This window comes from Ancylobacter amanitiformis, from assembly GCF_030814815.1.
Lineage (GTDB): Bacteria > Pseudomonadota > Alphaproteobacteria > Rhizobiales > Xanthobacteraceae > Ancylobacter > Ancylobacter amanitiformis.
Window position 1 is genome coordinate 175,049 of the sequence record NZ_JAUSVR010000006.1, and the last position, 12,993, is coordinate 188,041.

At 66.3% G+C, this 12,993-nt stretch carries 12 protein-coding genes and 1 pseudogene; 8 read left to right on the forward strand and 5 right to left on the reverse strand.

Translation table 11 applies throughout. From position 1 onward, the window contains the following. The first annotated feature begins 158 nt into the window (after positions 1-158). Positions 159-1,112: a CbbX protein gene (gene cbbX / locus QOZ99_RS11460; RefSeq protein ID WP_306890089.1), complete on the forward strand. Its 954-nt coding sequence runs from the start codon at positions 159-161 to the stop codon at positions 1,110-1,112. A gap of 186 nt (positions 1,113-1,298) precedes the next feature. After that, positions 1,299-1,970, forward strand: a complete 672-nt coding sequence (rpe, locus tag QOZ99_RS11465) for a ribulose-phosphate 3-epimerase (protein ID WP_306890091.1) — start codon at positions 1,299-1,301, stop codon at positions 1,968-1,970. Positions 1,971-2,013: 43 nt separating this feature from the next. Here rpe and QOZ99_RS11470 read toward each other — a convergent pair whose 3' ends face one another. From QOZ99_RS11470 to dapF, 4 genes and pseudogenes are all read right to left on the reverse strand, one after another. Next, on the reverse strand, positions 2,014-2,964 hold the full coding sequence (locus QOZ99_RS11470; RefSeq protein ID WP_306890092.1) for a hypothetical protein: 951 nt from the start codon (positions 2,962-2,964) through the stop codon (positions 2,014-2,016). 118 nt (positions 2,965-3,082) lie between these two features. After that, positions 3,083-3,997, reverse strand: a pseudogene (gene ftsY / locus QOZ99_RS11475) (signal recognition particle-docking protein FtsY); the annotation flags it as partial. Positions 3,998-4,044: 47 nt separating this feature from the next. Continuing rightward, positions 4,045-5,406 (reverse strand): tRNA (N(6)-L-threonylcarbamoyladenosine(37)-C(2))-methylthiotransferase MtaB, encoded by a 1,362-nt coding sequence (mtaB, locus tag QOZ99_RS11480; protein ID WP_306890094.1) that lies wholly within the window; start codon positions 5,404-5,406, stop codon positions 4,045-4,047. Positions 5,407-5,416: 10 nt separating this feature from the next. Beyond that, entirely contained in the window at positions 5,417-6,289 is an 873-nt protein-coding gene (gene dapF / locus QOZ99_RS11485) for a diaminopimelate epimerase (protein WP_306890095.1), read from the reverse strand. A 237-nt stretch (positions 6,290-6,526) separates the two neighbouring features. Here dapF and QOZ99_RS11490 point away from each other — a divergent pair, with 237 nt between their 5' ends. Further along, on the forward strand, positions 6,527-6,985 hold the full coding sequence (locus QOZ99_RS11490; protein WP_306890096.1) for an ASCH domain-containing protein: 459 nt from the start codon (positions 6,527-6,529) through the stop codon (positions 6,983-6,985). Positions 6,986-7,189: 204 nt separating this feature from the next. Next, complete coding sequence (locus tag QOZ99_RS11495; RefSeq protein WP_306890097.1) at positions 7,190-7,909, forward strand: GyrI-like domain-containing protein; 720 nt, start codon at positions 7,190-7,192, stop codon at positions 7,907-7,909. 6 nt (positions 7,910-7,915) lie between these two features. On the opposite strand, the gene QOZ99_RS11500 is transcribed toward QOZ99_RS11495, so the two are convergent. After that, the gene (locus tag QOZ99_RS11500; protein ID WP_306890098.1) at positions 7,916-9,013 is read right to left on the reverse strand and encodes an acyltransferase; all 1,098 of its coding nucleotides are present in this window, start codon (positions 9,011-9,013) and stop codon (positions 7,916-7,918) included. 69 nt (positions 9,014-9,082) lie between these two features. Here QOZ99_RS11500 and rlmN point away from each other — a divergent pair, with 69 nt between their 5' ends. The 4 genes from rlmN to QOZ99_RS11520 all read left to right on the forward strand — a co-directional run bounded on the left by rlmN (position 9,083) and on the right by QOZ99_RS11520 (position 12,849). Further along, positions 9,083-10,348, forward strand: coding sequence for a dual-specificity RNA methyltransferase RlmN (gene rlmN / locus QOZ99_RS11505; protein WP_306890099.1), 1,266 nt, complete (start codon positions 9,083-9,085; stop codon positions 10,346-10,348). Positions 10,349-10,370: 22 nt separating this feature from the next. After that, on the forward strand, positions 10,371-10,820 hold the full coding sequence (locus tag QOZ99_RS11510; RefSeq protein WP_306890100.1) for a VOC family protein: 450 nt from the start codon (positions 10,371-10,373) through the stop codon (positions 10,818-10,820). 54 nt (positions 10,821-10,874) lie between these two features. Continuing rightward, on the forward strand, positions 10,875-11,477 hold the full coding sequence (locus tag QOZ99_RS11515; protein ID WP_306890101.1) for a hypothetical protein: 603 nt from the start codon (positions 10,875-10,877) through the stop codon (positions 11,475-11,477). Between the two features lie 145 nt (positions 11,478-11,622). Then, positions 11,623-12,849: an argininosuccinate synthase gene (locus QOZ99_RS11520; protein WP_306890102.1), complete on the forward strand. Its 1,227-nt coding sequence runs from the start codon at positions 11,623-11,625 to the stop codon at positions 12,847-12,849. The last annotated feature ends 144 nt before the right edge of the window (positions 12,850-12,993 follow it).

A 12,993-nucleotide genomic window follows, 5' to 3' on the forward strand; every position in this document is an offset into this window, starting at 1 on the left:
CGAAAACGCCGCCCATCCGTCGGTCTCCCCTCTACTCCCCCGACGGAACTATCGCGGTCGACCTGTTTCCTCCCCGACCGCGAGGGACCGGCTCTGGAATGCCGCGCCCGGAGCCGGTCCCCCTTTCTTTTCCCCGACGAACCGCGGGAGTTCTCGCCATGGATGCCGTCACCGACACCCCGTCTGCCGACGCCCGGCCCGTCGAAAGCGGGGTCTGTCCGCCCGACGCGATCGACCTCAGGGCCGAGTTCGTCGAGAGCGGCCTCGCCGCCGTGCTGGAGGAACTCGACACCGACCTCGTCGGCCTCGGCCCGGTCAAGCGCCGCCTGCGGGAGATCGGCGCGCTGCTGCTGGTGGACCGCGCGCGCGCCCGTTTCGGCCTGCAGGCGGTGAGCCCGACCCTGCACATGAGCTTCACCGGCAATCCCGGCACCGGCAAGACGACCGTGGCGCTGCGCATGGCGCAGATCCTCCACCGGCTCGGCTATGTCAGGAAAGGCCATCTCGTCACCGTCACGCGCGACGATCTGGTCGGCCAGTATATCGGCCACACCGCGCCCAAGACCAAGGATGTGCTCAAGCGCGCCATGGGCGGCGTCCTGTTCATCGACGAGGCCTATTATCTCTACCGCCCCGAGAATGAGCGCGACTATGGGCAGGAGGCGATCGAGATCCTGCTGCAGGTGATGGAGAACCAGCGCGACGACCTCGTGGTCATCCTCGCCGGCTATTCCGACCGCATGGAGCGCTTCTTCACCGCCAATCCCGGCTTCCGCTCGCGCGTCGCCCACCATATCGACTTCCCCGACTATTCCGGCGAGGAACTGGAGGCGATTGGCGGGCGCCTTCTGGGCGGCATGAACTACGCGCTGAGCCCCGACGCGGAAGAAGCCTTCCACCGCTATGTCGACCTGCGGATGAAGCAGCCGCATTTCGCCAATGGCCGCTCCATCCGCAACGCGCTCGACCGCGCCCGGCTGCGCCAGGCCAACCGGCTGTTCAACGGCGAGCGGCCAGTGACGGCACGGGACCTGACCACGATCGAGGCCGAGGATATCCTCGCCAGCCGGGTCTTTTCCGGCGGCATCGACAGCTACCCGCCGCTGAAATGATCGTCATCCCGGACGGCACGGAACTTCCCTCTCCCCGTCGGGGAGAGGTGGCCCGCGCAGCGGGTCGGTGAGGGGCTACGCCATTGCGAAGCGTCGAAGACCCCTCACCCCAACCCTCTCCCCGTCGGGGAGAGGGAGTCTGGACTTCGGTCGAGATGACAGCCGACACAATGACGGGAGGCCCCCATGACGCTCATCGCCCCTTCCATGCTGGCTTCGGATTTCGCCCGCTTCGGCGAGGAGGTGCGCGACGTGGTCGCGGCCGGCGCCGACTGGATCCATCTCGATGTGATGGATGGCCATTTCGTGCCGAACATCACGTTCGGGCCCGATGTCATCAAGGCGATCCGGCCCTGCACCGACAAGGTGTTCGACGTGCATCTGATGATCGAGCCGGTGGAGCCCTATATCGAGGCCTTCGCCAGGGCGGGGGCCGACGTCATCACCGTGCAGGCGGAGGCCACACACCACCTCGACCGCTGCCTCCAGCTTATCCGCTCGCTCGGCAAGAAGGCCGGCGTGGCGCTGAACCCGGCGACGCATGAGAGCGCGGTGGCCTATGTGCTGGACAAGGTGGACCTCATCCTGCCGATGACGGTCAATCCCGGTTTCGGCGGGCAGGCTTTCATCGCCGACGTGCTGCCCAAGGTGCATCGGCTGCGGGCGATGATCGGCGGCCGGCCGATCCATATCGAGATTGACGGCGGGGTGAACCCCGAGACGGCGGGGCTCTGCGTCGAGGCCGGCGCCGATGTGCTGGTGGCCGGCTCGGCCGTGTTCAAGGGCGGGCGCGAGGCCTATCGCGCCAATATCGCGGCGATCCGCGCCACCTGCGACAAGTCCAGCCGGGCGGCGTGACCGCGCGGCCGCGCCCGACCTTGTTGGGCTCGGTGCGGCACGCTCAGCGCAGCGCGTCCTCGGTCACGGTAAGGATCAGGATGTTCCGGGCACTGTCGGGAATGGAGGGCGAGCTACGCACCTCCAGGCTGAGCGCGGGGCGCTTGGCCTGCACCAACGCGGCGAGCTTCTTCGCCATCGCCTCCGCGCTGGGATTGAAGGACAGCGTGTTGCTGGTCGGGTTGGCGACGCCCGCATCGGAAATCAGCACCTCGAAGCCGGCCGCTTTCAGCGCGCTGGTGAACTGATCGACCTTGGCAGCCGGCACCGAGCCGGTGGGGGCGAACACGCGCACGATATAGCCGGCGCCGGGGCCGGACGGCTTGGGCGGCGCGGCAGCCACCTCCGGCTCCGCGGGCGCCGGGGCCGGCGTCGGGGCCGCGGCGGGGGCCGGGGCGGGGGCCGGCGCGGCGGCCGGGGGGCTGGCACTGGCGGTGGCCACCGGCGGCGCGGCGGGGATATCGGCGACCTTGTCCTCCAGCGCGGCGAAGGCCATGCGCAGGCTGGCCACCTCGTCCTGCAGGGAGGTCAGCTGGCTGTTGAGCGTGACCGCCTGAAACAGGCCGAGCGCCAGCATCACCACGAGCAGCAGCACGCTGGCGGCGATGCCAGCCGTCAATCCCGGCGCATGCGCGCGGGCCAGTTCGGGACGCCGCCCGGCGGCCGCGTCGGGGCGGCGGGTCTCGTTGACCAGCCGGCGATTCTCGATCTCCAGGCGGCGCATGTCGACCTTGAGCCGCTCGATCTCGACCCAGCGATGGAAGGCCTCGGGATCCTCCGGCGGCCCCTTGCGCGCCGCGGCAGTGCCTGCCGTGCGGGACGCGGCCGATGTCGCGGGGCCGGTCGCGGGCTCGGCACCGGGAGCGCTGGCCGGCGAGGGCCTTGCCGCCGTGCCATGGCGCCCGGCATTGGCCGACGACATGAACTCCTGCAGCGTCGGTTCGCGCTTATCCATGCTGTGCTCCCAAGACGGCGGCCCCCCGGCGGATTCCCCCGCACCGTAGCTACGGAACACCTGCGGCGGAAGTACAAGCGCTGATTGGCCGGCTTTCGCCGCGCCAGCGTCGCGCGGATCAGTTCTCCAGCCCGACAATGGCGCGCGCGAAGTCCCGCGCCGCGAAGGGCTGCAGATCGTCGACCCCTTCGCCGACACCGATCAGGTGCACGGGCAGCCCGAATCGGGCGGCGATGGCGATGAGGATGCCGCCGCGCGCCGTGCCGTCGAGCTTGGTCATCACGAGGCCGGTGACGCCGGCCACGCGCTGGAACGCCTCCACCTGCGAGAGCGCGTTCTGCCCCACCGTCGCGTCGAGCGTCAGCACCACCGCATGGGGGGCCGAAGGCTCCTGCTTCTTGATGACGCGGACGATCTTTTCCAGCTCGGCCATCAGTTCGGCGCGGTTCTGCAGCCGGCCGGCCGTGTCGATGATGAGCACGTCGGCGTCCTGCGCGCGGGCCTGCTGCAGGCCGTCAAAGGCCACGCCGGCGGCATCCGCGCCCGGCTCGCGCGCCACGACGCTGGCGCCCGTGCGATCGGCCCAGACTTTCAGCTGCTCGATGGCGGCGGCGCGGAACGTGTCGCCGGCGGCCAGCACCACTTTCTTGCCCTGCGCGCGCAGGGTGGCGGCGAGCTTGCCGATCGTCGTCGTCTTGCCCGAGCCGTTGACCCCGACCATGAGCAGCACGAAGGGCCGGATATCGGACGCGAAGACCAGCGGCTGGGCGACCGGCTGCAGCACCGCCTCGATCTCGGCGGCGACGAGGGAGCGCACTTCCTCGGGCTCGATGGTCTTGTCGTAGCGGCCCTTGCCGACCGCCTGTGCGATGCGCGCGGCGGTATCGACGCCGAGATCGGCGCGGATCAGCACGTCTTCCAGGTCCTCCAGCGTCGCCGCGTCGAGCTTGCGCTTGGTGAACAGGTCGGTGATGCCGGTCGACAGGTTCGACGCGGTGCGCGTCAGGCCCTGTGTCAGGCGCTTCCAGAAGCCGGGGCGGGGGGCGGGAGTATCGGGGGCCTGGGGGTCGTTCATGAGGTTCACGCCGCGATCAGCCGCGTGCCGTCGTGGCCGGCGATGCGGATATGGGAAAAGGTGCCGGGGACAAGCTCACGGGCGAGCCGCACCGGGGTGAAGCCGGGCGTGCGGGCCAGCCCGCCACGCTCGGCGAGAATCTCGCGCTGTGTGCCGATCTCGCCGGCGAGATGGCGCAGCAAGGCGACCTCGCCCGTCTCGCGCAGGCGCCGGGCGCGCTCGCGGATGACCGGGGTCGGCACTTGCGGCATGCGCGCGGCCGGCGTGCCCGGGCGCGGCGAGTAGGGGAAGACGTGCAGATGCGTCAGCCCGCAGGCATCGACAAGGTCGAGCGAGGCGCGAAAATGGGTTTCCGACTCGGTCGGGAAGCCGGCGATGATGTCGGCGCCGAACACCATGTCGGGCCGCAGGCGCCGGGCCTCGGCGCAGAAGGCGATGGCATCGGCCCGCAGGTGCCGCCGCTTCATGCGCTTGAGGATGAGGTCGTCGCCCGCCTGCAGCGAGAGGTGCAGATGCGGCATCAGCCGCTCCTCCTCGGCGAAGGCGCGCATCAGCGTGGCATCCGCCTCCACCGAATCGATCGAGGACAGGCGCAGCCGCCGCAGGTCCGGCACATGCCTGAGCACGGCGCGCACCAGCGTGCCGAGCCGGGGTGCGCCGGGCAGGTCGGCGCCATAGGAGGTGAGGTCGACCCCGGTAAGCACGACTTCGGCGAAACCCTGCTCGACAAGCTGGCGCACCCGCGCGACCACCGCGCCCATGGGCACGGAGCGCGAATTGCCGCGCCCATAAGGAATGATGCAGAAGGTGCAGCGATGATCGCAGCCATTCTGCACCTCGACGAAAGCGCGAGTGTGCCCCTCGATGGTATCGGCGGCGCCGTCGATGAGATGCGGCGCGGTGGCGCGCACGCTCATGATGTCGCCGACATGCGCCTTCTCGTCAGTGTCCAGCCCGAAATCGAGCGCGCGGCGCGTTGCCGCCCAGCTGGCGGGAGACATCTTCTCGTCATTGCCGAGCACGCGGTCGACTTCGGCCATGGCGGCGAAGGATGCCGGCTCGGTCTGTGCCGCGCAGCCGGTGACGATGATGCGGCGCGCGGGATCCTCCCGCTTCAGGCGGCGGATCGTCTGGCGCGCCTGCTTCACCGCCTCGCTGGTGACGGCGCAGGTATTGACCACCACCGTGCGGGCGAGACCCGCCTCGCGCGCCATCGCCTTCACGCTCGCCGAATCCAGCGCGTTGAGCCGGCAGCCGAACGTGACCACATCCAGCGAGGCGCGGTCCAAGGAGGCGCGGTCCGGCGAGGGAGGCGCATCGGGCGGCGCATCTGGCGGCGGGGCGGGGGACGGGGCGGGCAGGGACATTCCGGGGGCTTCAGGCCGTGCCGGCGGCGACGAGCATGCCGGCGGTCAGACGTCCCTCGAACTCGATTTCGGCCGGGCCGGTCATGAGCATGTGGTCGTCGCTGGCGCGCCAGTCGATCACCAGGTCGCCGCCGGGCAGGGTGATCGTGACGCGCCGCCCCGTCAGCCCGAGGCGGGCGCTGGCCACCGCCGTTGCGCAGGCGGCCGAGCCGCAGGCGCGGGTGAGGCCGACGCCGCGCTCCCAGACCTTGAGCCGGATATGATCCGGGCCGATGATCTGGGCGAGCGAGATATTCGCCCGCTCGGGAAAGATCGGGTGGTGCTCCAGCTCCGGTCCGTAATGCGCGAGATCCACGGCCTCGATGTCGTCGACCCAGAAGATGGCGTGCGGATTGCCGACATTGACCACGGAGGGCGTGCGCAGCACCGGCGCCTCCGCCGGGCCGGCCTGCAATTCGATGGCGCGGGTATCCGCCACCGGGCCGGCGAGCGGGATGTCCGCCCACCCGAAACGCGGCATGCCCATGTCGGCGGTAATGGCCTCGCCGGCGATCCGGCAGTCGAGCAGACCGGCGACGCTCTCGAACAGCAGATGATCGCGGCCGGTGCGGCCGGCCTCGTAGAGCGCGATGCAGCGCGTGCCGTTGCCGCAGGCGCCCGATTCCGATCCGTCGGCATTGATGATGCGCACGAAGGCGCTCGTGCCGTCGGTTGTCGGCGGGTAGAGCGCCATGATCTGGTCGAACGGCAGCACGTCCGGCCGGGCCAGCGCGCGCGCCTCCTCGGGCGGCACTGCCAGCGGCGCGTCGCGCAGGTCCAGCACGACGATCTCGTTGCCGAGGCCGTTCATCTTGACGAAGGGGCGATTGTCCAGCGCTGCCATGGTCCGGGGCCCAGAAAGAGGTGCGGTCCTTATATGGCGAAGCGGTTCGCGATGACCAGCCTCAATGGTCGCGGCTGCGCTCTCGCGGCTGCGCCGATGATGGCGATGGCGCCATCCGGCGGCTGCTGCGCTCTCAAACGCAGTGGATGCCGGTCTGCGTCCGGAAAACGGGTAGCGCTCGAGGCGCGCAGCCTTTCCCCGATTCGGGAAAACGGGAAAAGGCGCTAGGCTGCCGGGATGCATCCGTCGATTCGAGACATCTGGGCACGCTATCGCGCGGTGCATGCGGACGCGCCGGAGGCTGCCCCGGCCGCCTTTCAGTTCTGCGACAACGCGCCGGACGCCGATATCTGCCTCGCTCTCGTTCTGGCGGGCCAGAAGCGCGCCACCGCCTCCTCGCTGGCAGAGCTTCAGCTGGCGGGCCTTGCCCTGCCGCAGCCGGGGGAGTTGTCCATCGTGACAAACGGCGCCGGCGAGGCGAAGGCGGTCATTCGGACCTGCTCGGTCGACATTCGACGCTTTGCGGAGGTGGACGAGGAGTTCGCACGAGCCGAGGGGGAGGGCGACCTGACGCTGGCGTGGTGGCGCTCCGCGCACCTCGCCTATTTCACGCGCGTGCTCGCCGGCAGCGGCCATGTCGTGAATGACGAGCTGGAGATCGCCTGCGAGCGGTTCGAGCTGGTTTATCCCCGCTAGGGTGAACCTCGCCGGCTCCCGGCTCCCGGCTCCCGGCCGCCCCTTGCCCGCCGCCCCTTGCCCACGAACGCTTGCCCGCGGCCGGCTCGCGGCAAACAGGTCACGCTTGGCCACGATCGCGGGATGTGGGCCCGGGAAGGCCTGCGCCGGGTGCGGCGCAATGCTATGTTGCGGCAAGCGCCCGCGCGGCTTTCCGGTGACCTCATGATGCTACGCCTTGCCCCTGAACGTGCCCGGATGCGGCGCGCCGCCCTGTTGCTCGCCGTGATGACGGGGCTCTGCGCCCCCTTGGCCGGGCCGGCTTACGCGCAGGTTCCCCCCGCCACGCCGGCCCCGGCAGACCCCTCCGCGCCCGAGAAGCCGCTGGACGAGGACGACATGATCGCCCCGCCGGTGGTCGACCCCAAGGGCGTCGAGACGCAGGCGGTCACGCCGGTCATCGAGGACCCGCTGAAGCGGCCGGACGGCTTCGGCGAGGAGGCGATGCTCAAGCCCGTGCCGGTGCTGATCAAGAAGGCGCGAAGCAGCTGGGACGAGGGCTTCACCACGATCGTGGCGACGCTCAGGCAGATCGACGCCGAGATGGCGCGGCTGAAGCTGACGCCCGTCGGAGCCTCGCTCGTCATCTATACGGCGACGGACGATAACGGCTTTGATTTCGAGGCGGCGGTGCCCTTCGACGGCGTGACCATGGAGAAGCCGCAGGACGGCGTCGAGCTTTCCGCCTCGCCGGCCGGCAAGGCGCTGCGCTTCACCCATCGCGGTCCCTATGACGCGATGGACCCGACCTATGAGCAGATCGCCAACCTGCTCGACGCCAAGGACCTGGAGGCGCAGGACCTCTATGTCGAGGAATACCGCTCCGACCCGCGCACCACCTCGCAGGACGATCTGGTCATCGACATCTGGGTGCCGCTGAAGTGACGCGGGCTAAAGGCCGAGCAGCCGTTTCTTTATAGTGTTTGGCAAATAACCTCCTAGATTTGCAGCGATACAGCAAGATCCGAGAGTAAGAACAGACAGAACTATAATCATAATGTATGAATAAATATTAATGTGAATCTCTTTAAATATACGTTCTAATAAAATTAATGGAATGAGATGAAAAAAGTAAACAAAAAATGATATGTTTCCTAAATACGAAACAAACTTAAATTTTATTTTAGGTTTATTTTGTTGATAAAAAGCAACAAAATATAAAAATAAAAATGTCGATGCAAGAAAAGAGCTAAATTTTACTTGTGAAAATGACATTGAAGAGATGCCGTATTTCATTAGAATTACGGCCTCAGTAATTGAAAGGCCAACTGCTGCGACCCATGAGATCAATAGCGCTTTCGGTTTCAGGTTTACGGTGCGATTTTCATCTTCGCAGGACTTTATGTAAACACCAAGGTGGTAAAATGGATACCATACGAAAAATGGTAGTCCGTTATATGGAAATCTTGATATCCAAGAGTTTTGCTGCTCAATATTAATGTAATAAGTGTAAAATAACCCAATAAAAGTGAAAATAATTAATGTAATTATATGTTTATTTCTTTTAAGTGAGTATATAATTGGAGTAATTAATATCATTTGCAAAAGAACTATTATAAAATATCCGATAAAAATACCACTCCCTGTTGCAATCATTAATATTATGAATTTGATATTATGTATTTTATCGAAGTGAAAAGTAAATATATACAAAATTGTCCAGAATATATAAGGATAAATTATGCGAGATGATCGGTCGAAGTAGTATTTTAATATTGATCTGTTTTTGTAGTTTGTTGCAAAATATCCCGAAATGCACAGAAAAAGTGGGACCGCAAAGTTTATAAACTGACGAAGTATGATGATTTCTAAGATGTTTTCACTTGATCCGGCGATATTTTGAGCGGCGCTCGTCGCGTGAATCATGACGACGGCAATGATCGCGACGCCGCGTACCTGCTGCCAATAATCATCTCTCATGAAGGCGCGTCCAAATGTTTCGTCGGAACGTTTGCGTAGCACAGAGGCCATCAGGCTTCTGATGGCCATGGCGGTCGGATCGCTTTTGGAGTGGATCCGTGTTATACGCGCAACAAACCTTCATTATCCGATAAAGTGATGAACCTGATCGATATCATAGCGGCGTCCGGCCTGGAGACACCCGTCTCCATCGATAGCGCTGCCCCCCTTGAGACGCGCGGCCCGGCTGTCCCAACAGTGCCGGCACGGCGTTCGCTCGCCGGGCTGGACCGCGCCGGCCTCGCGCAGGCGCTCGCCGAAATCGGCGTGAGCGAGCGCGAGCAGCGCATGCGCGTGGCCCAGCTCTGGCACTGGATCTATCTGCGCGGCGCTCTCTCGTTTGACGAGATGACCAATGTCGGCAAGGGGCTGCGCGAGAAGCTCAGTGCTGCCTTCACGCTGGCGCGGCCGGACGTGGTGGTCGAGCAGGTGTCGAATGACGGCACCCGCAAATGGCTGCTGCGCCTTCCGCCCGACATTGCCGGCGACAAGCCGCACGATGTCGAGATGGTCTACATCCCCGAGAGCGATCGCGGCACGCTGTGCGTCTCCTCTCAGGTCGGCTGCACGCTCAACTGCTCGTTCTGCCACACCGGCACGCAGCGCCTGGTGCGCAACCTGACCGCCGCCGAGATCGTGCTGCAGGTGATGGTGGCGCGCGACCGGCTCGGCGACTATCCCGGTCGCGAGCGGGCGGTGGGTCCGGGCCTGCCGACCGAGGGTGACCGGCTGGTGACCAATATCGTCTTCATGGGCATGGGCGAGCCGCTCTACGCCTATGATTCGGTGGCCCGGTCGATCGAGGTGCTGGCGGATGGCGAGGGGCTCGGCATCGGCAAGCGCCGCATCACCGTCTCGACATCCGGCGTGGTGCCGGAGATCGAGCGGCTCGGCCGCGAGGTCGGGCCGATGCTCGCCATCTCGCTGCACGCCGTGCGCGACGAACTGCGCGACGTGCTGGTGCCGATCAACAAGAAATACCCGCTGAAGGAACTGCTGGAGGCCTGCCGCACCTATCCGCCGGCCTCCAACGCCAAGCGCATCACCTTCGAATACGTCATGCTCAAGGGCATCAATGATTCTCCCGCCGACGCCAAGGCGCTGGTGAAGCTGCTGGCCGGCATTCCCGCCAAGATCAACCTCATCCCGTTCAATCCCTGGCCGGGCACCAAATATGAGTGCTCGGACTGGGAGACCATCGAGACCTTTTCCGACATCGTGTTCCGCGCCGGCTATTCCAGCCCGGTGCGCACGCCGCGCGGGCGCGACATTCTCGCCGCCTGCGGCCAGCTGAAGAGCGAGACCGAGAAGCTCACCGCCCGCGAGCGCCTCGCCCTGCGCGCCATGGCGGCGGCAGCGGAATAGTGCCGCGCGCGGGGGATCGGCCATGATCGATCACATCGGCTTCCCCGTGGCGGATTTCGCCCGCGCCCGGGCGTTCTATGCCCGCGCGCTGGCGCCGCTCGGCCTCGCCGTGGTGATGGAAGTGTCCGCCGCCGAGACCCGCGCCGAGACCCGCGCCGAGACCCGCGCCGGCGACCGTGCCGGCTTCGGCGCCACGGCCGGGCCGGGCGGCGGCAAGCCATTCTTCTGGATCGGCTCGGGTGGCGTGCTGGCCGCGCGCGGCGAGGGCCGGCTTCATGTGTGCTTCGCCGCGCCCGACCGGGCGGCGGTCGACGCTTTTTATGCGGCGGCGCTCGCGGCCGGCGGGCGGGATAACGGGCCTCCCGGCCTGCGCCCGCATTACCACCCGAATTATTACGGCGCCTTCGTGCTGGACCCGGACGGGCACAATATCGAGGCCGTCTGCCACATGCCCCCGCCCGTGCCGGTGTGACCGCCACCCCGCGTGAGCCGAACCGGATGGCAACCTCTTGATGGCAAGCTCTTGATGGACACTCTCCTGCGCCTGCTGCTGCGGTTTCTCGTGGTGCCGCTCGGCGTCATGGCCGGCATGATCACCACCATGCTGGTGGTGATTGTCGGCTATTGGGACATTGGCGGGCTCATCTCCGGCACGAATATCAACCATGCCGTGCTGCTGCTCGACGCGCTGTCGGCGGCGGTGTTCGTGCTCACCGCGCTTATCCTGATGATGTGGGCGATCGCCGCCATCGGCATCCTGTTCGCCGAGACCTTCGCGGTGCGCTCGTGGATCTTTCACGTTGCCAATGGCGCGGTATCGGCCTGGCTCGCCGCCTGGCTGTTCCCGACCTATGCCGACCAGTCGGCGCCGCCGGTGGACGAGGCCACTTTCTACGTGGTGGCTGCCGGCCTTGCCGGAGGGCTGGCCTACTGGCTGGTGGCTGGCTGGAGCGCCGGCTTCTGGAAGCCGCTTGGCGGGGCGCGCGTGGCCCCGTTGCCGTCTCCATCGCCGACCTCCGCGCCCGTTTCGGCCGCCGGACCGATGGCGGCGCCTCCCGCCGCTCCCCCGCCGGATCCCGTGCCCCCGCCTGCGGCTTCCGGGCCACGGCCGCCGGCCCGCATGCCCTGAGGGCGCGGGTCCCGCCGATCGGACCGCGCGCCGCAATCCGCACGCCGAGGGTTGCGCGCGCGCGTGCCATGCCTATAGTCCGCGCCGTTTTCCGGCTCCGGTTGGCCGGGGTCCCTTTGGTCTTCCTCGTGCGGAACTCTTCGACATGGCTGACGTCAAGCGCGTGGTACTCGCCTATTCCGGCGGTCTCGACACTTCGGTGATCCTGAAATGGCTGCAGACCACCTATGGCTGCGAGGTGGTGACCTTCACCGCCGATCTCGGCCAGGGCGAGGAACTGGAGCCGGCGCGCAAGAAGGCGGAGATGCTCGGCATCAAGCCCGAGCACATCTTCATCGAGGACGTGCGCGAGGAATTCGTGCGCGACTACGTGTTCCCGATGTTCCGCGCCAACGCGCTCTATGAGGGCCAGTACCTGCTCGGCACCTCGATCGCGCGGCCCTTGATCGCCAAGAAGCAGATCGAGATTGCTAGGCTGGTCGGCGGCGATGCCGTCTCGCATGGCGCCACCGGCAAGGGCAACGACCAGGTGCGCTTCGAATTGAGCTATTACGCGCTGGAGCCGGAGATCAAGATCATCGCGCCGTGGCGCGAATGGGACCTGCGCTCGCGCGAGCAGCTGATTGCCTTCGCCGAAAGCCACCAGATCCCGATCGCCAAGGATAAGCGCGGCGAGGCGCCGTTCTCGGTCGACGCGAACCTGCTGCACTCCTCCTCCGAGGGCAAGGTGCTGGAAGATCCGGCCCATGAGGCGCCCGAGATGGTCTATATGCGCACCATCGCGCCGGAGGACGCGCCGGACAAGGCGACCTACATCACCATCGACTTCGAGCAGGGCGATGCGGTCGCCGTGGACGGCGAGGCGCTCTCCCCCGCCAGCCTGCTGACCCGCCTCAACGCGCTCGGCAAGGAGAACGGCATCGGCCGGCTCGACCTCGTGGAGAACCGCTTCGTCGGCATGAAGTCGCGCGGCGTCTACGAGACCCCCGGCGGCACCATCCTGATCGCGGCGCATCGCGGCATCGAGAGCATCACGCTCGACCGCGGCGCGGCGCATCTCAAGGACGAGCTGATGCCGCGCTATTCCGAGCTGATCTATAACGGCTTCTGGTTCTCGCCCGAGCGCGAAATGCTGCAGGTGCTGATCGACAAGAGCCAGGAACTGGTCACCGGCCGCGTGCGGCTGAAGCTCTACAAGGGCAATGTCACCGTCGTCGGTCGCGAGAGCCCCTATTCGCTCTACAATCAGGACCTCGTCACGTTCGAGGAAGGCGCGGTCGCCTATGACCATCGCGACGCGGCGGGCTTCATCAAGCTCAACGCGCTGCGCCTGCGCACGCTGGCCAATCGCGACCGCAAGGTCGGGCGCTAAGGCAGGACGACGAAGCCGGGCGGAAGGGTTCCGCCCGGGCAAGCGACAGGGGCTGAGCCCGCACTCGCAACCTCCCTCATCCCCCGGGCTTGGCCGGGGGGCCCAGAGCTTTGCCGCGCGCCCGACCACTGGGTGCCCGGGTCA